This window comes from Gordonia sp. LUNF6 (assembly GCF_047041125.1).
Classification (GTDB): Bacteria; Actinomycetota; Actinomycetes; order Mycobacteriales; family Mycobacteriaceae; genus Gordonia; species Gordonia sihwensis.
Window position 1 is genome coordinate 2,578,796 of sequence record NZ_CP178181.1, and the last position, 23,061, is coordinate 2,601,856.

The following is a 23,061-nucleotide window of genomic DNA, read 5'->3' on the forward strand; positions in this document are numbered from 1 at the left end:
GCCGCGGTCAGATCCACGCACCGTATCGGCGCACGAACATCCGCTTCGCCACTTGCGTCACGACGCAGTACCCGACCAACGTGACGATCAGCCACGGGAAGTACGACCACGGCAGCGGCACCAGACCCAGGCCCTGACCGAAGCCGGTGAAAGGCAGGACCAGTCCGAACACGCAGACTGCGGCAGTGGCGAGCACCACCGGGAGTCCGGCCCGGGACTGGACGAACGGAACCCGGCCGGTCCGCAGCAGATGCACGATGAGCGTCTGCGAGATGATCGACTCCACGAACCAGCCGGACTGAAACAGCGCCGCGTGAACCGGTGAGTTCGCCGCGAAGACGAACCACATCAGCGCGTAGGTCGTGATGTCGAAGATCGACGACAACGGACCGATCCGCACCATGAACCTCCCCAGTCCGCGGCTCTCCCACTTGCGCGGACGCGCCAGGTCCTCCGAGTCCGCGCGATCCCACGGCAGAGTGAGCATCGCGAGGTCGTAGGCCAGGTTCTGCACGAGCACCACGATCGGAATCATCGGGATGAACGGGAGCAATGCGCTGGCGACCAGCACCGAGAACATGTTGCCGAAATTCGACGACGCCGTCATCTTGATGTACTTCATGGTGTTCACGAAGGTCCGCCGGCCCTCGATCACTCCCGATTCGAGAACAGTCAGGTCCTTCTCCAAGAGAATGATGTCGGCCGATTCCTTGGCGATGTCGACCGCCGTGTCCACCGAGATTCCGACATCCGCGGTCCGCAGAGCGGGCGCATCGTTGATGCCGTCGCCCAGGAACCCGACGGTGTGTCCCCGCGTCCGCATCGCCTCGACGATCCGCGCCTTCTGCGTGGGGTTCACCTTCGCGAACACACTGGTGCGCTCGGCGAGTTCGGCGAGCTCCTTCAGGGACAGGTCGTCGATTTCGGCGCCGCTCACCACCCGCCGGGCGTCGACGCCGACCTTCCGGCAGACGGTGGCGGCCACCATCGGGTTGTCGCCGGTGATCACCTTCACCGCCACGCCGCGTAGCCGCAGACTGGTGATCGCCGCCGCGGCCGAATCCTTCGGCGGGTCGAGGAACAGCAGGAACCCGACGAGCGTCATGCTCGCCTCGTCGTCCTTGGTGTACTCGTTCTCGGTGAGACCGCCCTCGGGGTGGTCACCGCGTTCTGCGACGACCGACCGGACGGCGACGGCGAGCACGCGCATTCCGAGCGCATTCTGTTCCGCTACCAGATCGTCGAGTTCGGTGCGGCGCTGGACGGTCAGCGGCAGTTCGGTCCCGTCGCGACGTTCGGCGACGCACCTGTCGAGCAGTTCTTCCACGGCCCCCTTGGTGACGATCAGGTGCGACAGTCCGTCGTCCACCACCACCGACAGCCGCCGGCGCTCGAAATCGAACGGAATCTCATCGACGAGGGTGTACTCGCGTTCGATGCGGCGCACGATCCGCGAGCCGGCCGAATCGAGCACCGCATCGTCCAGCAGATTCCGCAGCCCCGTCTGAAAGTGTGCGTTGACCGCCGCGTACCACAGCGGATCGTCACTGTCGTTCGCCGTGACGTCGATGTGCCGCTCCAGAACGATGCGGTCTTCAGTGAGCGTTCCGGTCTTGTCGGTGGCCAGCACATCCATCGCGCCGACGTTCTGGATGCTGCCGAGCCGCTTGACGATCACCTTCCTCCGCGCCATGAAGTTCGCGCCCTTGGCGAGGTTCGCGGTCACGATCAGCGGAAGCATCTCCGGCGTGAGTCCGACGGCGGTCGTGACGCCGAACAGGAATGCGGTGGTCCAATCCTTGGTCAGTCCGTTGATCACGAACACCACCGGCACCATCACCAACATGAACCGGATCAGCGTGTAGCTGACCTTCTTGATCCCGACGTCGAAAGCGGTCTCCGGTCGCTCACCGACGATAGCCTTCGACATCGAGCCGAAATAGCTGTTCCTTCCCGTTCCGAGGACGACGGCGGTGCCCGATCCCGACACCACGGAAGTGCCCATGAAGGCCAGGTTGGGGGCATCGAGCAGGTCTGCTGCCGTCACCTCGACGACCTGTTCGGCGGTCTTCTCGGCGGGCAATGCCTCGCCGGTGAGCATGGCCTGGTTGATCTGGAGGTCGTTGACCGCGATCAGCCGCACGTCGGCCGGGATCATGTCGCCCGCCGCGAGCCGGACGATGTCTCCCGGCACCAGGTGCTCGACCGGGAGTTCCTCGGTCACCGCGACTCCCCGCCGGTTCCGGGTGACCGCCGCCGTCGTCCGGACCATCGCCTTGAGGTTCTCGGCCGCCCTCCCCGACCGGTACTCCTGCCAGAACCGCAAGATCGCGCTGACCAGGACCATCGCACCGACAGTGACGACGCCGGTGTAGTCACGGCCGCCGGCCGGATCGGCGAAGACTACATCGGTGAACACCATCACGACGGCCAGGAATACGAGGATCGCAATGAAGGGGTTGACGAAGGCGCGAGCGAATTGCACGACCACCGGCGCGGGCCTGTCATGATCGAGTTCATTGGCGCCGTAGCGGAGTCGGCGTGCACCGACCGCCTCGTCGACGAGGCCGTCGAGCGAGGTCGACTGCGCGGAAAGCACCGCGTCTGCGGTGCCGGTGGCGGCGTCGAGCAACGCTTGCACGCGCGTGGAGTCGATGGTGCTGGTCGTGGCCTGCCGGCGCACGTCGGCGCCGGATGGCCGGCTGTCGTGCGAGTGCTCGGCGCGTCGGCCGAGCACGTCCAATGGAGTGCTGAAATTCTGCATGAGGAATCCCCGGTGATTCGGGCACGACGGAGCCCCGCGCTGCCTGGGGCAGCGCGGTTCTCCACGCCAGTGCGCGGTGAAAGGAATGGGACGGTGACCCGGGCAGGACCGTTCTCAGCGGCCGTCGCTACGAGAGCCGAGGCCGGTCGGCCTGCGCGGGTACGGCAATCGACTACTTCCGTCGTCGCTCACGGCCGATCACCTCCTCACGCTCGGCATGCACGACGCGCACGAGGAGGCCGGAACCACGGAGATGGATCGACGAACGACTTCCACGTAAGAGCTTCGGCACTGCACGACGTGTCCGTCCGCGGGAGCGGACGGAAGCCACTTCGGGTCAACCCTTAATCCGGGAGGACCTGTCCTAACCTTGGGCGTCTCTCGACGTCGTGAGATCAGTGGCCTGTGTTCGTGCAGGAGCTTCGCCTAACGAAGTGCTTGCCCGACCATTGTGCGTCGCTACACGTGACACCGCAACTCGAGCGGCGCGCCGGAGGCGTTGTTCTCGGCGAATCCGGCAGATCCGCGTTTTGAGTTCGGCCCGCTGCTGTGCTGGACTGACTCCGGATTCGGCATATCGTCGCAATTCCATTGCGGGGGAAGGCTGTCGGCCTTCGGTACCGGCACTGCGCCGTGTCGCGGCGTCGGTCGACTACCCGATCGGCACATTCTGGGGAGGATGAATGAAGAGACTTCGTACAGCGGTGATCGCGATCGGCGCTGCTGCCGTCGCGCTGAGCCCGGCCGCGGTCGCGCACGCCGCGCCGGCCGCCGCCGTCGGAGGCGGGAGCGGCATCGTCATCGACAATCGGTCGCTGTGCACGGTGACCGCGGTCGGTCACGACCGCGGCGGCAGGCTGGTCGGCCTCACCGCCGGCCACTGCGGCGATGTCGGCGACGCGGTCAGCCTCGAGCGCAACCGCCGGGCCGGCACCATCGGCCGGATCGTCACCAAGAGCAAGGGCTGGGACGTCGCCGTCATCCGCCTCGATCCGGCACGCGTCCGCGCGGTCCGCACCGTCGGGCACGCCCGGATCACCGGCGTCGGCGTCTATCCGCAGCCGTTCAGCAATGTCTGCAAGGCCGGTCGCACCACCGGATTCACCTGCGGTCCCACTCTGCTGGTGAACGGCTCGCGAAGCTACAGCTACGTGTGTTCGGCACCCGGCGACTCGGGCGGGCCGATCATCGAACGCGGACGCGTCGTCGGGATGCTGAACGGCTCGCTGCGTCTGGCCGGCCCCGGCACGTCGATCGCGTGCGTCGATCCGGCACTGCCGGTCTACACGCCGATGGCGGCCACGAAGATGACCGACATTCTGCGGTCGCTCAACGCCAGCGGTCTCGTCGGCGCGGGATTCCGTACAGTCTGACGCCGGAGCCCACCGCCGGAGCGGACCGATTCTCACGGATCGGTCCGCTCTCGCCTTCTCGGCGGGCGCGAGTACTAACGTCGAAGCCGAGGGTGACGCCGAACCGAGGGAGCCGACTGTGCGCACCATGAAGATCAGCACCAACATCCCGGTCGATGACGTCGACCGCGCCAAGTCGTTCTACACCGACTTCCTCGGCTTGCGCGAGGAAGAGTTCAACATGGGCTGGGTCGCCCGCTGCACCGACCCCGATTCCGGCGCGCACGTCCAACTCGTCTCACGCGACAAGACCGCCCCGGTCGATTCGGCACTGTCTGTGCACGCCGACGACGTCGACGCCGCCTACGCCGAGGCACAGGCGGCCGGATACGAGATCGTCTACCCGCTGACCACCGAGGAATGGGGTGTCCGCCGGTTCTTCGTCCGTGCACCCGACGGAACCGTGCTGAACATAGTTCAGCACCGTGACTGAACCGGGACCCCGGAAGCGCCGCAACCGCGGATGCTCAGTGAGCGACGGCCTCGCGCAGCAGTTGTTCGAGCGCGCCGTCGAACGCCACGAGCAGCACCGACGACACGCCGGTCGGCGTCGCACGGACCGTCTGCACCGCCGCCGCGGCGGCGTCGTCCTTGGGCCACCCGTACACACCGGCACTGATCAGCGGAAATGCGACGGTCGCCGCCCCCAGCGTGTCGGCCACTTCCAGCGACCTGCGGTAGCACGACTCCAGCAGCGACCGATCCCTCTGTCCCGCTGCGTAATTCGGCCCCACGGTGTGGATCACCCATCGCGCCGGGAGATCGCCCGCGGTGGTGTGTCCGGCATCGCCGGTCGCGAGGCCGTCCGGAAACCGTGCGATGCAGTCACGCAGGATCGCCGGACCGCCGGCGCGATGTATCGCGCCGTCCACACCCCCGCCGCCCCGCATCGCGTTGTTGGCCGCGTTGACGATCGCGTCCACGTCGAGGGTGGTGATGTCCGCGCGCACCACGTCGATGCTCGCCATCGTCTCCTCCGTCTCCTCAGTGTCCTCAGTTCCCGTGTCCTCAGTTCTCCGCGGCGTCCAGCCGGTCCGCGACCTCCTGGGGGAAGCCACCGGTCGCGATGGGCCCCCACCGCTGCGGCGTGATCCGGATCAGGGACTTGTTCTGCAGCCGCATCGCCGCCCGGTACTCGTCCCAGTCCGAGTGCTCACCGGCGATGCTGCGGAAGTAGTCCACGAGGGCGTCCTCGGCCTCGGGCATGTCCAGGACCTCGGCCGTCCCGTCGATCTGCACCCACGCATCGTTGAAGCTCTCCGAGAGCACCAGAACGCTGACGGTCGGGTTCCTGCGCGCGTTGGCGGTCTTCGCCCGGCCCGGATACGTCGCGATGACGATCCGGCCCTGATCGTCCACTCCCGCGGTGACCGGTGACATCTGCGCGGTGCCGTCCCGCCGCGTCGTCGAGAGGATCATGTGATGCCGCGATCGGGCGAAGTCGAGGACTTCGGGCAGGGTCACAGAGGTATTGGTTGCGATGGTGCGTGCCATGTCGCCGAGGGTAGTCCGAGCACCGCGCTCCGGACAGGGCTCGGCGATCATCGGTCCGGCGGCGCCGCCACCGTGAGCCCGCCCACGCTCCGGACCCCGCTACCCTGGCCCAGTGCAATTCGACGAGATCGTCGCCGTCCGGAGGAGCAATGCGGCCTGGCGACTGCTGAGGGCCGACAACGCGCCGCTGCTGCTGTCGTTCCTGGGACGGGTCTTCGTCGACGACAACGTCCGCGAGATCTCGGAGTCGGCACTGGTCAGCCTGCTCGACGAGGAGTTGTACTCGTTGAACGAGCGGCTCGGCGAGGGAACCTATCCGCGATCGCCGAAGGCCTACCTCGACGAGTGGTCGGCCGCCGATACTGCGTGGCTGCGCAAGTACTACGTGATCGAGAGCGACGAGCCGCACTACGACGCGACCCCGGCGGTCGAGCGCGCCGTGGCCTGGGTCCGGTCGCTGCGCGACCGCGACTTCGTGGGCACCGAGTCACGTCTCAAGACCGTGCTGGAACTACTGCGGCAGATCGTCTACGGCACCACCACCGACGCCGAGGTCCGGCTCGCCGAACTGCGCCGCCGTCGCGCCGAACTCGACGCGGAGATCGAGGCCGCCGAGCGGGGCGAGTTCCAGGTCCTCGACGCCACCAGCCGACGGGAGCGCTACCAGCAGTTCGCCGACATCGCCCGCGCGCTGCTCTCCGACTTCCGTGAGGTGGAGACCAACTTCCGCACCCTCGACCGCCAGATGCGGGAGCGCATCGCCACCTGGCGCGGCACCAAGGGCGAACTGCTCGACGAGATCGTCGGCAGCCGAAACGTCATCAGCGACTCCGACCAGGGCCGCAGCTTCCAGGCCTTCTACGACCTCCTGCTCTCCGCCGACCGACTCGACGAGCTCGACGAACTGGTCCGGCATGCGCAGGGCCTCGACGAGGTCGCCGACTCCGACATCCGGCTCACCAACATCCACCACGACTGGCTCGACGCCGGAACCCGCGCGCAGGACACGGTCCGCCGGCTGTCGGAGCAGCTGCGCCGCTTCCTCGACGACCAGGCGTGGCTCGAGAACCGCCGCGTCATGGACCTGCTGCGGAGCATCGAGTCGTCGGCCTACGCCATCCGCGACCGCCGCGTCGACGACTTCGCCCAGGAGATCGACTCCCCGGCACCGAGCGTGAATCTGCCCCTCGAGCGTCCGCTGTACCGTCCCGCCGCGGCGGTCGAGGTCGCCAGCGAGGGCATCGAGGAGGGCGAGGCTCAGGGGGCCTCGGAAGCGCTGTTCGAGCAGATCCACGTCGACCCCGCGCCGCTGATCGACGGCGTCCGACGGGCGCTGCGCCGCTCCGGCCAGGTCACGCTCGCCGAAGTCCTCGCCGAACGTCCCCTCGAACAGGGGCTCGCCGAACTGGTCACCTATCTGTCTCTCACCGACGACGGCTTCGGGAAGGTCTTCGACGAAAGCGCCGACGAGACGGTCTCGTGGACTGACGAGAGCGGTGGCCGCCGTGTCGCTCGCGTCCCGCGCGTGATCTACACCCGGCCGTCCCCTACCGCGAGCCCCACCGCGGGCCCCACCGTGAATCCGACCGCCGACCCCACCGCCCCCGACCAGGAGACTCGATGAGCCGCCCCGTCCCCCGCGACGAGCTGAACCTCTCGCTCGCGGTCACCTCGCTGATGAAGGGCGTCGTCTACCGCGACACCGCCGAGACCGCCTGGCGCCACGTCCTCGGCCTGGCCGCGCAGGTGAGCGATTACGTCGCCACGCTCGGTCTCACCGTCGTGATCGACGAGGCCGAGGGATATGCCTTCCTGCGGTCCAAGAGCGACGACGAGCTGGCCGACCTCGGGATCGGGCGTCTGGTCGCCCGCCACCAACTGCCGCTGCATCCGTCGTTGCTGCTGGCCCTGTTGCGCAAGAAGCTCGCCGAGCACGACACGTCCGATGCGGGCAACCGTCTGATCGTGACCGGTGCGCAGCTGCGTGAAATGGTCAGCCCCTTCTTCCCCGCCACCACCAACGAAGCTCGGATCGCCGACCAGGCGGACACCGCGATCCGGCGCGTCGTCGAACTCGGCTTCCTGCGCCGCATGCCCGGCCAGGACGGCGAGTACGAGGTCCGGCGGGTCATCAAGGCCTACGTCGACGCCCAGTGGCTGTCGGATCTGGACGCCCACCTGGCCGAGTACGCCGAGATCGCCACCGAGGAGCGACGATGACCGGACTGTTCGCGCCCACCGAACTCGAGAACGCCGATTCGGCACGGTCGGGATTCCGGCTCCAGCGCTTCCAGGTGCTCAACTGGGGCACCTTCGACCAGCGTGTGTGGACGCTGGTGCTCGACGGCCAGAACGGATTGCTCACCGGCGACATCGGGTCCGGCAAGTCGACGCTGGTCGACGCCCTGACCACGCTGCTCCTGCCGGCCCACCGGGTGGCCTACAACAAGGCCGCGGGCGGCGAGTCGCGCGAGCGCGACCTGCGCTCATACGTTCTGGGCTACTACAAGTCCGAGCGCAACGAGGTGACCGGCGCGTCGCGTCCGGTGGCACTGCGCGGGATGTCGAACTATTCGGTGATCCTCGGCGTCTTCCACAACGAAGGCCACGACGAAACGGTCACGCTGGCGCAGGTGTTCTCGATGCGGCACGACAGCGGCCAGCCCGAGCGGTTCTTCACCGTCACCGACCGCGCCCTGGACATCGCCACCGACTTCGCCGACTTCGGCTCCGACCTGCGCGCCCTCCGCAAGCGCCTCAAAGACGGCGACACCCGCATCCACGAGCACTTCCCGGAGTACGGGCGCGATTACCGGCGGGCGCTCGCCATCCGCTCCGAGCAGGCCATGGAACTGTTCCATCAGACCGTGTCGATGAAGGCGGTCGGCAACCTCAACGACTTCGTCCGCGACCACATGCTCGAGCCGTTCGACTCCAGCGGATGGGTCGACACGATGGTCTCGCATTTCGAGGACCTGACCGCCGCCCACGACGCGGTGGTCCTGGCACGCACTCAGCTCGAGGAACTCGGACCGCTGCTCGCCGACGACGACCGCTACCGCCGTCACGTCGAGATGGCCGCCGAGCTCAAGGCCCGGCGCGGCGCCCTGCGCCACTACTTCGCCCAGCAGCGCCACGACCTTCTCGCCGGTGAACTGGAGAACCACAACCGTGACCTCGCGGCCACCCGCGCGGCGCTCGAAGCGGTCGACCGTGATCTGGCCGACCTGCGGATCGGCCTGCGGGAGCTGGAGCTGCGCCAGGCGGGTCTCGGCGGCACCGACATCGCGGCGCTCGAACAGCAGATCGTCGACGCTGCGCGCCAACGCGAGGAACGCGCCGCGGCACACGAGCGGTACACCCGGATGATCGAGGACGCCGGGCTGGCGCCGGTCTCCGACCGCGGACAGTTCGAACAGCGCCGCACCGAGGTCGCGGACGCCGTCGAGGCGCTGGACGCCGAGGCCGCGGAGGTCGACAACGCGCTCAACGAGGTCCGGTACAGCCGCAGGCAGTTGGACGGCGAGGGGCGGCGCGTCGCCGGCGAGATCGCCAGCCTGCGCGGGCGGACCAGCAATATCCCCGAACGCAATCTGCGGATCCGCGAGCTGATCTGCCAGGGCGTCGGCCTTCCGCACGACGAGCTGCCGTTCGTCGGCGAACTCATCGGCGTCCGCGCGGACGAGAGCCGCTGGGAGGGCGCCGCCGAACGGGTGCTGCGCGGCTTCGGCCTGTCCCTGCTGGTCGCCGCCGACCTGTACGACGAGGTCTCGGCATGGATCGACGCGAATCATCTGGGCGGGCGCGTCGTCTACTTCAAGGTGTCCGATCACGTCTCGTCGAAGGGTGCGCCGACGCCGCCGCCGACCGCGCTCGCACACAAGATCGACATCAAGGAGGGACGCTTCGAGACCTGGCTGGAACGCCGGCTGTTCGAGCGGGCCCGGCATGTGTGCGCCGAGACGCTCGAGGAGTTCCGCGCCGCGGACTACGCGGTGACGGTCAACGGGCAGGTCCGCTCCGGCGGCGGGCGGCACGAGAAGGACGATTCCCAGCGGGTCGACGACCGTCGGAACTTCGTCCTCGGCTGGAGCAACGAGCAGAAGATCACCGCGCTCTTCACCGCCGGCCAGCGGGTGCAGGACGACCTCAACCGGGTCGATCAGGAGATCGCCGATCTCGAGGATCGGCGGCGAGCCCTGATGGACCGCCGCAATGCGCTCACCGGTTTGGACGCCTACCCGAGCTTCGATGTCATCGACTGGATGAGTTCGGCGGCCCGGATCGCCGAAATCACCGAGCGCAAGACCGAGCTCGAGCATTCCTCGACCGAACTCGCGGAAGTCACCGACGCCGTCGCCGCCACGCGCGAACAGCTGTCGGCCGCCGACGCGACTCGAGACGGATTGCGCGACAAGGTCTCCCGCCTGGAGATGGCGCGCGATCAAGGAGAGAAGGCGCGCAATGCGGCGCAGGCGGTGCTCGCCGAACCGGAGTTCGCCGAGGCCGAAGCCTACTTCGAAGCGATCGCCGAGGCGGTCCAGGCCTACCGAGCCAAGGTCGACGGCGGTGCCGACCAAGTGCTCACCGTCGCCGAATGCGCAGAGTTGGAGGCGTCGCTGACCGAGAAGCTCACGGACGAATCCGAGCAGCACACGAGCCGTGCGGGAACGTACGAGACGCGTGTGGTGAACCGGATGTCGGAGTTCAACCGCAACCATCCGGTTCTCACCACGGAGTTCGACGCGGACATCGCATCGGCCGACGAGTACCGCGAGTTGCATCGTCGGCTGGCGGAGGACGATCTCCCCCGCTTCGAATCGGAGTTCAAGAACTATCTGAACACCAATGCGATCCGCGACATCGCGATCTTCGCCGCCAAGCTCAACAAAGAAGTCCACCAGATCCACTCGAAGATCGACACGATCAACGAGTCGCTGGCCGGGATCGAGTACAACCCGGGACGCTGCATCCGGCTCGACGTGAATCCGACGGCCGCGCAAGACATTCGGGAGTTCCGCGCCGATCTGCGCAAGTGCAGTGACGGTTCCTTCGATTCCGGCGGCGACGATCAGTACGCCGAGGAGAAGTTCCTCCTCGTCAAGGCTCTGGTGGAGCGCTTCCGCGGCCGCGAGGGTTTCACCGACCTCGATCGCAAGTGGACCGAGCAGGTCACGGACGTGCGCAACTGGGTCACCTTCGCGGCGTCGGAGCGATACCTCGACGGCGACGGGGAGTACGAGAACTACACCGACTCCGACGGCAAGTCCGGCGGCCAGAAGGAGAAGCTCGCGTACACGATCCTGGCCGCATCGCTCGCCTATCAGTTCGACCTCAAGTGGGGAGCCACCCGCTCGCGCGATTTCCGTTTCGTGGTGATCGACGAGGCCTTCGGCCGGGGCTCGGACGATTCGGCCCGTTACGCGCTGTCGCTGTTCGCGCGCCTCGGCCTGCAGTTGCTGATCGTCACGCCGCTGACGAAGATCTACACGATCGAACCCTTCGTCTCCGCGGTCGGATACGTGGAGAACCGCGGCGGCAGCTACTCACAGCTCCAGTGCCTCACCATCGAGCAGTACCGCGAGAAGCGTGCGGTGCGGGAGTTGGTGCACGAGGCCTGAGTCGGGAGCCTGCTCAGGTATCGCGCGGTTCCAGTGCGAACCCGATCTTGACGGTGACCTGGAAGTGCGCGATGGCGCCGTCCTCGATGTGGCCGCGGGTCGACACCACCTCGAACCAGTCGAGGTTCTTGACGGTCTCACCCGCCCGGCTGATCGCATTGCGGATGGCGTCGTCGGTGCCGGTGGTCGACGAACCCACGACCTCGATCACGCGGTAGACATTGTCGCCCATGACTCGCTCCTATCGATTGGGGTGCCTCTCCCCTGTCTATCAGTTCCGGCTCGGTCGTCAGCGGGTTTGGGCGTCTGGAACTGGCACGTCCACCCATGTCCGGCCCGCCGGCTCGGCCGTCCCCGCACCCGAGGTCGCCGCCGCGACCACCGCCTCGACGTCGTCGGCCTCGGCCGCGACCACCAGGGTCACGTCGGCGCCGTACTCGGTGTCGATCACCTGCGCGCCCTTCGAGCGGAGCAGCCCCTCGACACGTCCCGCGTCCGCGTGTGCCAGCCGGATCCGCCACAGCGAGCGCGGCTCCCGGCGCACCAGCGGTGCCGTCTGCAATGCCAGCGACACCGCGTCGCCGTACGCGCGGACGAGCCCGCCGGCGCCGAGGAGGGTTCCGCCGAACCAGCGCACCACCACCGCGCAGACATCGCTGAGTCCGGCTCCCACCAGCACGTCGAGCATCGGGCCGCCGGCGGTGCCCGACGGCTCGCCGTCGTCGTTGGTGCGGGTCGTCTCGCCTCTGGCTCCCAGCACGAATGCCGAGCAGTGGTGCCGCGCGTCGCGGTGAGCGCGCCTCTGCTCGGCGATCAGTTCGCGGGCCGCGGCTTCGGAGTCCACGCGGCGCACCACGGCGAGGAACTTCGAGCGCTTCACATCGAGCGTCGCGACGGCGTCCGGCCCGCCGGCGAGCGTGAGATGACCGGTCGGGCCGGCGTCGGGTGCTGTCCGGGGCGGCCGAGTGTCCATGGGTTCATCTTGCCGTACCACCGGCAACGATCGCCGCGAGCGCGAACTCATCTGATCCCGAAGATCTTCACGAACATCGGCGTATCGAGCAGGGTGTGCGGTGCAATGGCGTGGTAGGCCCACAGATGCGTCCACGCGTTGGCGCTGCGGATGGTGATGAAGGTCTTGAACATCCCCGGACCGGTGTAGAAGAGGAACAGGTACAGCACTGAGACGAGTGCGTCCGACGGCGAGGCGAAGTTGGTCCATCCGTCGAAGAAGTGCAGGGTCGCATACGTCAGACCGCCGAGCACCACCGTCGCGGGCACCGACCCGGTCAGCTTCAGGTACCGCGGCGTCAGGATGCAGTAGATGAAGACCATCGTCGGCAGAGCTGTGCCCGCCAACCCCAGCACGAGGGTCAGCGGGGCGCCCAGCAGTGCCTGATGCGCGGGCAGTCCGAGGATCGACGACGATCCCGCCACCGCCAACTGCACGGCCGACTCGATGAGCAGGACCACGACGATCAGCAGGAGGTCGGCACGGCGGTCGGACGACGTCAGACTCAGTTGCTCGGAGGTGTACCGCCGCCGGAAGACGATCAGCGGCACCACGGCGAACACGATGAGGTTGTACAACGCCCAGCTCAGCGTCTCCGGAATCGTCACGGGCTGGTCGGTGCGGATCACCATGCCGTCGAGGTGGAAGCTGAAGGCGTGCCAGCCGAAGGCGCGCCCGAGCAGGAAGCCGCCGACCATGCCCGCGACGCCGTAGCCGAGCGTCGCGGCCACCTCGGCGCGCGCCCTGGTCCGCTCGGGTGCCCGCGTCGCGATGTCGGGCACCCTCCGATGGCGCGTGAGCAGATGCACGACGACCATCAGCGCGAAGACCTCGAGATACATCAGGTCGGTGCCGATCACCTTCTGGGCGGTGGGCGGTTCGGCGAGTTCGCTCGCGTGCAGCGGCAGATGCCGTCCGGCCACCGCGATCAGCACCGCGTTGATCACCAACCATCCGGCAGCCGCGAGCCAGACGGCGCGACCGGGCCGTCGCCTCCGCCGTGATGCGGAGCGGCGGTCGAGGACCAGGTCTCGCGTGCCAGCCATACTAGAATCATACGCTCGTATCATACGAGTGTATAGATACTCGGCTACACTGTTCTCATGTCCGACGCCTCCGTCCGCGACCGCATCCTCGACACCCTGCTGCGGCTGGCCGCCGAACGCGGCGCCGAGGGCGTCACCGTGCGGGAAGTCGCCTCCGCCGCCGCGGTGTCGATCGGCACCGTGCAGTACTACTGCCACTCCAAAGAACAGATGCTGACGATGGCCTTCGACGAAGTGAACCGGCGGATCGCCGCCCGGGTCGACGCGATCGAGTACGACGGGCCGGTCGGTGCCGTGTTGCGACGCGCCCTCCTCGAGTTCCTCCCTATCGACGACGTGCGCCGCCGCGAGGCCTCGGTGTACCTCGCGTTCAGCACGCGAGCGGTGGTGGAGCCGACCCTCGCTGCCATCCGCCACGACCTCATCACCGAACAGCATCGGCTCTGCGCTGACGCCTTCCGGCTCGCGCAGCAACGCGGCCAGGACGTGACGGTCTTCGACGCCGATCAAGCCGCCTGGACCACCGTCGCCCTGATCGACGGACTCCTGCTGAATCTGTTGAGCGACCCGCGGGGGCTGTCGGCGGCCGGCGCGATCGAGGCTGTCGACCGCCATCTCGGTGCCCTCACCCAGATCTGACCGGCGCCACGATCGGCATTCTCAATCAGCTCGAACGCGATGACACACCGGTTCATCCGCCCGCTCGGTGGCGCGGCCGGCGTTCTCGCACCCTCAGAACTGGGGCTCACCCCACTCCGTCCCCCACGCAGTCCCGCACTCCGTCACCGAAGCCCCAGTCGGCACCACAGCCTCCACGACCTCACGAGCTCGACGATTCGCCGCCCGCCGCCGCATCCGGTACTGATGCTTGGCCTCCACTCGCGTACGCGGTCGTTCCGGTGCAACACCGGCGTGTCCGGATCCTGGGCGTGTCGGCGCCGGGTGTCTGCAAGTGAGGTGGCCGAGCTCCGGCAGGAGCCACATGTTCAACGCCCGCTGACGTACCGTGAACCCCTCCGGCGTGGTGACCTCAGTCCAGATCACACCGTTCGCGTCCACGACCTGATCGTCGACCCATCCGCCGACGAACGTCTTCAGACCATGATGGAAGCGGCACTTCGGATTCAGGTTGCACACGCACGTCGGGCCGCCGGCAGTCGGATCGGCGTGGTTGAACTCGCACACGTGGTCCAGGTCCGACTTCCACGCCGCCCGCTCACATCCCGGCCACGAGCAGGTACCGAACAGACCCCGCATCGCCGCATCCACTGCCGCAGTCGGCCGATAGGCGTTGCCGGGCTGCGCCTGATGACCGACGAGCTCATCGAGATCCACCTCTCGCCGAACCGCGTCCGGACGAGCCGCCAGCTCCCGCGCGTGCTCGGCGGAGATCGGACCGTACCCGTCAAGATAGGCCGGGGTGTCGGACTCCCCTCCGAGAGTCTCCTTGCGAACCACAACGTGCAGCACCACCCGTGCGCACCGCGACGCAATCGCCTCCGTCGACAATTCGGCGGTGCAATCGTCCCGACCGCACTCGCACACGAAGTCGGTCCCCGCCAGACGCGCGACGGCTGCCGCCGACCGACGCTCACCGCGAGTCCGCGGATCGTGCGAGCACACTCCGGCGATCACCGCGTCCAGCACGTCTTTCACGACCATCGCGTCCTCGGTCGACGCCGTCACGATCACCTCGGACACGCCCTCGCCGAGCGGGTTCACCCGCACCTGCTTGGCGAGCTTCACCTGCTCGCGGGTCAGCGTCACCGCATCCGGATCATGTTCAGCCACAATCGAACTCACCAGAGCCTCCACCCGGCCAGCCGACAGCTTGCCCACCACGGACAGCGTGTGCGCGATCTCGGCGTCGATGAACGCCAGCAGATCCGAATCGTCGACGAGCGCCGTCTGCTCGACCACCCGACGAAACCACGCCGGGCAGATCAGGCCGTCACGCATCAACCGGCCCACCGCCGGAATCCGCTCCATGCACGCCACTGCGGCCTCCACGAAGTGCTCGGCCGTGCACTGCCTCACCCCCGCCACCGTCGCATACGACGCCGCGACCTGGCACAGCGGATCGTAGAGCCGCGTGTACGCGTCGGCACCCGACTCGACACCGCCGGCCGGGCCATCGGACTCAGCCTGCTTGGCTAGCAGCAGTGCATGCACCGCTTCGTAGCGATGCCACAACACCAGCCCCTGGTAGCAGTCCGCCCGCGCCGCGAACCCGAGCAGAGCAGCACGATCGGCCCGCGAGGTGCAGTCCGCCGACTCTCCCGTAGCTCCCGGACGACCGATCCGAATCACGATCGCACCCTCGTCGACCACCACCGACGAGCCCGCCGACGCGGATCCCGAATCACCTCTGACCTTGATGTTCATTGATCCCCCTCCGTTCGAATCGAACTTGCATTCGATGTTATCCGGAGGGTCTGACATGAATGATCGCGAGAACTTCCGCCAACCCTGAGCCGACCGCCATGTGTAGATCGAGGATCCGGATTGTCGTAGGCCCGTGCTTGTCTGTCACGTTGCCGCATGGGCGGGGACGTGCCGTTCGTCGGCGCCACTACGTGTGAAGGACCAACATGCCCCCTCGCGCAACGATTCTCAACGGCGACCCCGACTCGCCGGTCCTGCTTCATGTCGCCCGCCGTGCTCAGCTCGCACGGCCGCACTCCATCGCACCGTCGATCCCACTCGAGTCCCTGGACGCCGCAACCGAATCGGTGGCCAAGTGCGCGCGGACGCACGCGGCGGTTCGTCCGCACCTGATCGTGAACGACCTCTCGCCGCTACCAGAAGCACCACGTCCGCCCGGTGATGCGGACCCGATCGACCACATCCAGCCCTACGCCTGGCTGGTGACCGATCTGATCGAAGAGCGGTTGACCGCGACCGGCTGCGCGGTGATCGTCGACATCTGTTCGTACCCGAACGAGTCGACTCCGGTCGACGACCAGCAGCAGCCACACCCCGAGGCCTGTCGCGGCATCGACTTTTCACACACTCCGGCGGCGCTTCTCGATGCGGCGGTCATCGCGTTCGGTGAGTTGGTCTCCGCCGGACCCGACATACCGCAGCCGCGGCGGTACGTGCCCCAGACACAGTACGGAAACGACCAGCGTGTCCAGGCGATCACGGTGGCGATCCGCAACGACGTCCTGCTCGACAGACACTTCGCGGTCAACCCGGAGTCGGTCGAGCGACTGGGCCGAGCGATCGGCGAAGTGATCGGGGCACGGGTGTCACCACCCGCGGTACACCAGGACGACAGCTCCCCAGACCTGTCGATCGAACGGACGAATGTCAGACCCCAGTCCTATAGTTAAGCCCTTAAGTAAGGCAAGTAAGGCATCTCACTCGAACTGGAGGATCGTGGCACCGACTTCCCGGACGGAACCTCCGGTTCGGTTCCGCCGCAGCCGCCCTCGGATTGCCGAGAGGTGTCAGAGCCTGCGGATAGCGTACTCGCCCACTTCTCTGCGGGCCGCACGACTGTCGGTGTCGGCCGCGTCACTGTATCCGCAGGCCCGGCACACCGAACCGACCACGTCATGAGAACCTGGTCAGGTGACTCTTCCTCATGACGACATCGATCCAGACGGCCTGCTCGAGTACTCGGTCGTGTTCACCGACCGTTCCCTGAACCACATGTCCAAGCGGTTCATCGGCGTCATGCAGGATCTCCTCGGCATCCTGCGCACCACCTACCACGCTGGCAGCGTCGCTGTCGTTCCCGGCGGCGGCACCTATGGCATGGAGGCGGTGGCGCGTCAGCTCGCGACCGGGCGCCGCGTGCTCGTCGTGCGCAACGGCCTGTTCTCGTACCGGTGGTCGCAGATCCTTGAGACCGGTGGCATCACCGATCAGGTCACGGTGTGCCAGGCGCGTCCGGTCAGCGACGCCCACCAAGCCGCGTGGGCTCCGGCGCCGATCGACGAAGTGGTGGCCGCGGTGCGCGAACAGCGCCCCGAGGTGGTCTTCGCTCCCCACGTGGAGACCGCGTCCGGCATTCTGCTGCCCGACGACTACCTGACGACTCTCGCCGCGGCGGTTCACGAGGTGGGCGGACTGTTCGTCCTCGACTGCGTCGCCTCCGGTGCGCTGTGGGTCGACATGGCCACCATCGACGTCGACGTCCTCCTCACCGCGCCGCAGAAGGGCTGGAGCGGCACCCCGTGTGCCGGCTACGTCATGCTGCGCGAACGCGGCCGCGACGCCGTCCTCAATTCGACGTCCACCAGCTTCGCGATGGACTTGCGCAAGTGGCTCTCGATCAGTGACTCGTACGTCGACGGCCAGGCCCCGTACCACGCGACGATGCCGACCGATTCGCTCGCGCACAACGTCGAGCTCATGCGCGAGACCGTCGACCTCGGCGCTGAGGAACTGCGCAGCCGTCAGCTCGACCTGGGCAGCCGGGTTCGCAAGCTGCTCGCCGCGAACGGCATGCCGTCTGTCGCCGCCGAAGGCTTCGACGCCGCGACCGTCGTCGTCGCCTTCACCGACGACGCCACCCGCAAGACCGGCGCCGCGTTCAAGGAGGTCGGTCTGCAGATCGCCGCCGGCGTCCCGCTGCAGTGCGGCGAGGGCGAGAACTACTCGTCGCTTCGCATCGGACTGTTCGGCGTCGACAAGCTGACAGACGTGGACGGGACGGTCGAGCGGTTGAGTGCGGCGCTGGATCGGTTGAAGGGGTAGTACTCGTCCCCTCGTGGCCTTCTTCCGGAAGCGATACCATCTTCCGGAAGAAGGCCACGAATGTCTGGCCACGAAGTCCAAGTACAGCAAAGGCATCACGTGGCTCGCCCGTTGTCACTCATCGTGCCCGGCCGATGCCGTGCGATCAGACCGTGTTTCCAACCGCTTCGGCTAATTGGTCGGCGACGGTATCCGCCACGCGATACACCTTGTATCCGTCGGCGGCCAACGCCGCGTCACGATCATCATCTTCACCCTCGACGAGGACGACCCGCGACTCCGTCCACAAGGCCTCGGCAGGCCAGTAGTACTCACCGATGTCGATTCCGATCTGAGGCTTGGCGACGCCAAGCGTGGCAAGCTCAGCAAACAGCTCAATCACGGAACTCGACGTGTGCGTGAGAGTCTGTCCCCACGGTCCGTCAACCGCGTCTCGGACGCCTTCAATCCTCAGCTCGTTGAATATCGCCAGAGCTCCGGCGCGCGAAAGACGATCGTGATGCCGGTCGTTGCGGTACGACCGCAGACAGCCGTAACACGATGTCTCCTCACCACAGTCGCACCGACTCACGCGATCCACCGCGAACCTGACGACCCGCTGCAGGTTCTCGGCGATCTTCTTCGACGCGCCCGCTCCCCCGGGCACCGTATCGAACAAAACGATGCTGCGTTTGCCGTCTTTGCTCCACGAGAGAGTGCCGTCGATGTCATCCCTACTGATCTCAAGAGCTTCCGATGCCCCCTCGAGCAAGGCATACAGAACCGACAGCCAATGTGATTCGGAGTCCTTGTCGTAACTGACGGCGCGAACGGGTGGTCGCTCATCGTCCACGGCAAAGGCATGAGGCAACGGGTCCTGCCTGTGCCCGATGATCTGGCGTCCGCACTCCGGAGCGCGGATAAAGGGTTCCTCTTTCCGGGCCCGTCAGGCAGCCACCTTTCAGCGCACTGGGTCGGGACTCTTGTCTCACGCGCACTCGGAGACGGAACAACCATGCATCAGCTCCGCCACCTGTGCGCAACTGAGCTCCACAACGAGACTCACGACGTGCGGCTCGTACAGGTAATCCTCGGACACGCTTCGCTGGCAACTACCCAGCGCTATCTAGCCGTTGACGAGACCGTCATGCGGAACGCGCTCGTTCAGAGGGCCAACAAGTGGAGCAGCGTTCGTCGTCAATAATAATGTCTGAGTTGGCACCTGTCCCGGAACTGTGGCTGATCCCAATGCCGGACGGACACTTCCTATAGGGCATGCTCGACTTGCGGGACATCGTAGAGAAGGGCGGCAACAGCTGTGGGGGTCCTACTTCCAACAATCCAGGCCAACCACATCCGAGAAGGCCTGACCGACTACCTCGCGACCACGTTCGCCCTCACCGACCCCGACGCCCAGGGCGCCCTGTCGGACTTCGTTGGCCAGCCCGACACTGGCATGCTCAAGGGCACCTACGTGCGCCTGCGCCTGCCGTTCGCCCCGGCGGGTGGGAACTGGAGGATGCAGCTGGACTGGTGGCCAACGGGATTCACCCCCTACGGCCACCAGGCCGCCGCGTTCGAACGCCTCTCCAGCAGGTTCCACCAGCGTCCACAGCCGGAGCTCGTCACCACCGGCACCGGCTCCGGCAATCGTCCCGGAAGCCCGCGACCAACGTGTCCGAACCGAGAGTTCGCTGTGTCGCATCCTGCAAACTCACCTGAAGCACCACACGATACGGAGGCCTGAGCCAGTGAAGCCCGAAACCCACACCGTTCAACAGTTGTTCGAGCGCGACGTCCGCTACATCGTCCCGCTCTACCAGCGCCCGTACGTGTGGACTGAAGACGAGCAACTGGCACCGCTGTGGGATGACGTGAGCGCGCTCCTCGGGCACCAGGAGTCCGGCGACGCGTCTTTCCCCACCCACTTCCTCGGTGCGATCGTCCTCGACCAGGAACCGACGGCACCGGGAAAGATCCCGCAGTACACAGTGATCGACGGACAGCAGCGACTGACCACCATGCAGCTGCTCATCGCTGCCGCGGCCAATGCGATGAGCATGGCCGGCGCCGACGACGACGCCGCCCTCCTGCGTGACCTGATCTCCAACAACGAGCGCAAGTCCAAGGGGATCGAACGCTTCAAGGTCTGGCCGACCAACGCCAATCGCGACTCGTTCGCCGCGGTCATGGCGCCAGCGGGCCCCACCGACGACCGCGAGGACGATCCGAACAATCGGATCGACGAGGCGTACGACTACTTCGTCGACCGCGTTGCCGAGTATCTGTCCGGCGCGGACGACGACACTCCGGCCGAGGACGGCGCGCTGTTCGACCGCGCAGAACGTCTTCGGATCACCTTGAGCGACCTCCTCAAGGTCGTCTCGATCACGTTGGAGCCCAACGACAACGCCCAGGTCATCTTCGAGACACTCAATGCTCGCGGCACGCCGCTCCTCGCCCTCGACCTGGTGAAGAACGCCGTCTTCCGGGAGGCGTCGCGTCAACACCGCGACACCGACGACCTGTACGACAACCTGTGGAAGCCCGCCCTGGAGGACGACTACTGGCGTGCCGTTCGCCGGCAGGGGCGTTTGAACCGCCCTGTCGGAGAACACTTCCTGATGCACTGGCTCGCGATGAAGCTCGAACGCGTCATCCCCGCCACCGAACTCTTCGCAACGTTCCGGCAGAGCATCTTGCAACCCGGCATCGACGCCGAGGCACTGCTCCGTGAGCTCTGCAAAGACGCCGCCGTCATGCGGTCCTTCGACGACTTCCAAACAGGAACCGTCGAAGGCGACTTCATCGCGCGACTCGAACCGCTGGGAGCAGGAACTGCGTTACCCGTGGTCCTGCTCCTGTTTCGCACCCCCGAGATCACCCTGAATGTTCGTCGACGTGCGCTCCGCATCCTGGAGTCCTTCCTCGCGCGGCGGGCACTCATGCGGTTGACCACCCAGAACTACAACCGCATCGTGCCCCGGATGATCGCGGCCATCAAGGCGGACCCGGCCCACGCCGACACCGCACTCCTCGCCGTCCTCGCAGCAGGCGAGGGATACGCGACCCGCTGGCCCGGTGACGGCGAGTTCTCCACCTTTCTGCGAACCCGCGACGTCTACGACTACATCAGCCGCAAGCGTCTGATCATGGCGTTCTCCGCAGTCGAATCGAGCCTGGACTCGCGCAAGACCGATGTCGTGGCACAGGTTTCGGACCTCTCCCTCGAACACCTGATGCCCCAGCAGTGGGACCAGCATTGGCCGGTCGACGCGGATACGAGCAGCGCGGACCACGAGGCGATCACCACGGCCCGAGACGCCCGCGTCCACCGGCTCGGGAACCTCACGATCGTCGCCGGATCACTGAACTCGGCCATGTCGAACGCTCCCTGGGCCACCAAGCGTGCTGCCCTGAACCGGCACAGCCGGCTGCTGCTCAACGCCTGGCTGGCCGAGCAGGAAAGCTGGGACACCGCAGCGATCGACGACCGCGGACAGTGGCTGGTCGACAGGCTCACCGATATCTGGCCCGGCCCCGACTCCGCGACCTGGCACAACTGAGAAGGACGTACTGAATCGCCCCGGGTCTGATGGAGGCTCTCAATCCTGGGAAGGATGATGAGAGTCATGGCAGCACCGAGGAAGTACAGCGTTGAGCTCCAGCAGCGGGCGACGCGGATGGCGATGGACGCCAGGAAGGACCCCGAGTCCGCTCGTGGGGCGATCAAGCGGGTCGCCGATCAGCTCGGGGTTCATCCCGAAGCGCTTCGGAATTGGGTCCGTCAGGCCGAGATCGACGGCGGTGTTCGGCCGGGTACCACGACCGACGACGCGCAGCGGCTGGCCGAGCTCGAGCGCGAGGTCCGCGAACTGCGTCGGGCGAACGAGATATTGAAGACATCTGCGGCGTTTTTCGCGGCAGCGGAGCTCGACCGCAAGATCAAGTAGAGGTACCCACCGCGGTGCTGGTCGACTATATCGATCAGCACCGCGACCGGTTCGGGGTCGAGCCGATCTGCGCTGTGGTGAAGGACGCCGGCGTGCAGATCGCCCCGAGCACCTACTACGCCGCTAAGAAGCGGCCACCCTCGGCACGTGCGGTACGAGACGCTGAGCTGGTCATCGATATCCGGCATGCTCACAAGGCCAACCTCGGCGTCTATGGCGCCCGCAAGATTCACGCCGAGCTCAACCGCGAGGGCCTCAAGGTCGCCAGGTGCACCGTCGAGCGACTGATGAAGGATGAGGGCCTACGTGGCATCGGTCGGGAGAAGACCCGCAAGACCACCATCGGCGCCGACGCCGAGACCGAACGTCCGGAAGACCTCGTCGACAGGAAGTTCGTCGCCACTGCACCGAACCAGCTGTGGGTGGCCGATCTGACCTACGTCAGAACACACGCCGGGTGGGCCTACGTCGGGTTCGTCCTAGATGTGTTCAGCCGGATGATCGTCGGCTGGCAGGTGTCGACCTCGCTTCGCACTGACCTCGCTTTGGACGCCCTCGACATGGGGCTGTGGGCCCGGCAGCGCGCCGACCAGGACCTCACTGGCCTTATCCACCACAGCGACAGAGGAGTCCAGTATCGAGCGATTCGCTACACCGAGCGGCTCGCCGAGGCCAACGCCGTCGCATCCGTCGGGTCGAAGGGCGACAGCTACGACAACGCCATGGCCGAGGCGCTCAACTCGCTGTTCAAGGCTGAGTGCATCCGCAACCCCGTCATGCGGCCCAAGGGCGGCTGGAAGAACGTCGGTGACATCGAGATCGCGGTCGCTGAATACGTCGACTGGTTCAACCACCGACGGCTTCACGGCGAGATCGGGCTCGTCCCGCCAGCTGAATTCGAGGCCAACCACTGGGCATCACAACCCACGAAGCACTACCGTCAGAATCCGGTCCTCACCGAGGTCGGATCCAACTAACCGAGCCTCCACGAAACCCGGGGCGATTCACGGGGTCGTCCCATTGGCCGAGTTTGCGACTGGGCGGCACGAGCCCGCACCGCCGCGCGGCGTAGC

At 66.8% G+C, this 23,061-nt stretch carries 19 protein-coding genes, 1 pseudogene, 1 riboswitch and 1 other annotated feature; of the genes and pseudogenes, 12 read left to right on the forward strand and 8 right to left on the reverse strand.

Annotation, left to right across the window (positions count from 1 at the left end; translation table 11 throughout):
* Positions 1 to 7: 7 nt before the first annotated feature.
* Entirely contained in the window at positions 8 to 2,764 is a 2,757-nt protein-coding gene (gene mgtA, locus ACK8HH_RS12065; RefSeq protein WP_045540441.1) for a magnesium-translocating P-type ATPase, read from the reverse strand.
* A gap of 263 nt (positions 2,765 to 3,027) precedes the next feature.
* A riboswitch (M-box (ykoK) riboswitch) is annotated at positions 3,028 to 3,205 on the reverse strand.
* A gap of 242 nt (positions 3,206 to 3,447) precedes the next feature.
* Between mgtA and ACK8HH_RS12070 the strand changes: the two genes are divergently transcribed.
* A complete protein-coding gene (locus ACK8HH_RS12070) occupies positions 3,448 to 4,137 on the forward strand; it encodes a S1 family peptidase (protein ID WP_039867996.1) in 690 nt (229 codons plus the stop codon).
* Between the two features lie 127 nt (positions 4,138 to 4,264).
* Positions 4,265 to 4,609 (forward strand): VOC family protein, encoded by a 345-nt coding sequence (locus ACK8HH_RS12075; RefSeq protein ID WP_039868005.1) that lies wholly within the window; start codon positions 4,265 to 4,267, stop codon positions 4,607 to 4,609.
* A 34-nt stretch (positions 4,610 to 4,643) separates the two neighbouring features.
* Here ACK8HH_RS12075 and ACK8HH_RS12080 read toward each other — a convergent pair whose 3' ends face one another.
* Complete coding sequence (locus ACK8HH_RS12080) at positions 4,644 to 5,144, reverse strand: O-acetyl-ADP-ribose deacetylase (protein WP_006897829.1); 501 nt, start codon at positions 5,142 to 5,144, stop codon at positions 4,644 to 4,646.
* Positions 5,145 to 5,184: 40 nt separating this feature from the next.
* A complete protein-coding gene (locus ACK8HH_RS12085) occupies positions 5,185 to 5,670 on the reverse strand; it encodes a PPOX class F420-dependent oxidoreductase (protein ID WP_039868008.1) in 486 nt (161 codons plus the stop codon).
* A 112-nt stretch (positions 5,671 to 5,782) separates the two neighbouring features.
* Here ACK8HH_RS12085 and ACK8HH_RS12090 point away from each other — a divergent pair, with 112 nt between their 5' ends.
* Genes ACK8HH_RS12090 through ACK8HH_RS12100 form a run of 3 tightly spaced genes read left to right on the forward strand, consistent with a single transcriptional unit; the run spans position 5,783 to position 11,291 of the window.
* Positions 5,783 to 7,294, forward strand: coding sequence for a DUF3375 domain-containing protein (locus ACK8HH_RS12090; protein ID WP_006897831.1), 1,512 nt, complete (start codon positions 5,783 to 5,785; stop codon positions 7,292 to 7,294).
* Positions 7,291 to 7,890, forward strand: a complete 600-nt coding sequence (locus tag ACK8HH_RS12095; RefSeq protein ID WP_006897832.1) for a DUF4194 domain-containing protein — start codon at positions 7,291 to 7,293, stop codon at positions 7,888 to 7,890. The genes ACK8HH_RS12090 and ACK8HH_RS12095 overlap by 4 nt, the downstream gene beginning before the upstream one ends.
* Entirely contained in the window at positions 7,887 to 11,291 is a 3,405-nt protein-coding gene (locus tag ACK8HH_RS12100; RefSeq protein WP_412475221.1) for an ATP-binding protein, read from the forward strand. Before ACK8HH_RS12095 ends, ACK8HH_RS12100 begins: the two co-directional genes overlap by 4 nt.
* Before the next feature lie 13 nt (positions 11,292 to 11,304).
* Here ACK8HH_RS12100 and ACK8HH_RS12105 read toward each other — a convergent pair whose 3' ends face one another.
* From ACK8HH_RS12105 to ACK8HH_RS12115, 3 genes are read right to left on the reverse strand one after another with little or no spacing between them, the layout of a single operon-like run.
* Positions 11,305 to 11,523 (reverse strand): dodecin, encoded by a 219-nt coding sequence (locus ACK8HH_RS12105; protein ID WP_006897834.1) that lies wholly within the window; start codon positions 11,521 to 11,523, stop codon positions 11,305 to 11,307.
* 57 nt (positions 11,524 to 11,580) lie between these two features.
* Positions 11,581 to 12,264, reverse strand: coding sequence for an IMPACT family protein (locus ACK8HH_RS12110; protein WP_006897835.1), 684 nt, complete (start codon positions 12,262 to 12,264; stop codon positions 11,581 to 11,583).
* A 47-nt stretch (positions 12,265 to 12,311) separates the two neighbouring features.
* The gene (locus ACK8HH_RS12115) at positions 12,312 to 13,349 is read right to left on the reverse strand and encodes a hypothetical protein (protein WP_081598149.1); all 1,038 of its coding nucleotides are present in this window, start codon (positions 13,347 to 13,349) and stop codon (positions 12,312 to 12,314) included.
* Positions 13,350 to 13,406: 57 nt separating this feature from the next.
* Here ACK8HH_RS12115 and ACK8HH_RS12120 point away from each other — a divergent pair, with 57 nt between their 5' ends.
* Positions 13,407 to 13,988, forward strand: a complete 582-nt coding sequence (locus ACK8HH_RS12120) for a TetR/AcrR family transcriptional regulator (protein ID WP_062366581.1) — start codon at positions 13,407 to 13,409, stop codon at positions 13,986 to 13,988.
* Positions 13,989 to 14,081: 93 nt separating this feature from the next.
* Here the strand turns inward: ACK8HH_RS12120 and ACK8HH_RS12125 are convergent, their stop codons facing one another.
* Complete coding sequence (locus tag ACK8HH_RS12125) at positions 14,082 to 15,734, reverse strand: DUF222 domain-containing protein (protein ID WP_062366579.1); 1,653 nt, start codon at positions 15,732 to 15,734, stop codon at positions 14,082 to 14,084.
* A 206-nt stretch (positions 15,735 to 15,940) separates the two neighbouring features.
* On the opposite strand from ACK8HH_RS12125, the gene ACK8HH_RS12130 reads away from it, so the two are divergent.
* Entirely contained in the window at positions 15,941 to 16,684 is a 744-nt protein-coding gene (locus tag ACK8HH_RS12130; RefSeq protein WP_062366578.1) for an N-formylglutamate amidohydrolase, read from the forward strand.
* Positions 16,685 to 16,925: 241 nt separating this feature from the next.
* Positions 16,926 to 18,056, forward strand: coding sequence for an alanine--glyoxylate aminotransferase family protein (locus ACK8HH_RS12135; protein WP_006897840.1), 1,131 nt, complete (start codon positions 16,926 to 16,928; stop codon positions 18,054 to 18,056).
* A 145-nt stretch (positions 18,057 to 18,201) separates the two neighbouring features.
* On the opposite strand, the gene ACK8HH_RS12140 is transcribed toward ACK8HH_RS12135, so the two are convergent.
* Positions 18,202 to 18,888, reverse strand: coding sequence for a DUF1998 domain-containing protein (locus ACK8HH_RS12140; protein ID WP_006897841.1), 687 nt, complete (start codon positions 18,886 to 18,888; stop codon positions 18,202 to 18,204).
* Positions 18,889 to 18,897: 9 nt separating this feature from the next.
* Here ACK8HH_RS12140 and ACK8HH_RS12145 point away from each other — a divergent pair, with 9 nt between their 5' ends.
* The 4 genes and pseudogenes from ACK8HH_RS12145 to ACK8HH_RS12160 all read left to right on the forward strand — a co-directional run bounded on the left by ACK8HH_RS12145 (position 18,898) and on the right by ACK8HH_RS12160 (position 22,965).
* A complete protein-coding gene (locus ACK8HH_RS12145; protein WP_081598150.1) occupies positions 18,898 to 19,239 on the forward strand; it encodes a tyrosine-type recombinase/integrase in 342 nt (113 codons plus the stop codon).
* Between the two features lie 114 nt (positions 19,240 to 19,353).
* Positions 19,354 to 19,683: pseudogene (locus ACK8HH_RS12150) on the forward strand (hypothetical protein); the annotation flags it as partial.
* A gap of 103 nt (positions 19,684 to 19,786) precedes the next feature.
* Complete coding sequence (locus tag ACK8HH_RS12155) at positions 19,787 to 21,601, forward strand: DUF262 domain-containing protein (RefSeq protein WP_412475222.1); 1,815 nt, start codon at positions 19,787 to 19,789, stop codon at positions 21,599 to 21,601.
* Between the two features lie 66 nt (positions 21,602 to 21,667).
* Positions 21,668 to 22,965 (forward strand): IS3 family transposase gene (locus tag ACK8HH_RS12160; protein ID WP_156479495.1). Its coding sequence is split into 2 segments (ribosomal slippage): positions 21,668 to 21,959 and positions 21,959 to 22,965, totalling 1,299 coding nucleotides; the frame shifts between segments, so codons are not numbered across the junction.
* Positions 21,946 to 22,095: a sequence feature (AL1L pseudoknot), on the forward strand. (Overlaps the previous gene by 150 nt.)
* Positions 22,966 to 23,061 lie beyond the last annotated feature (96 nt).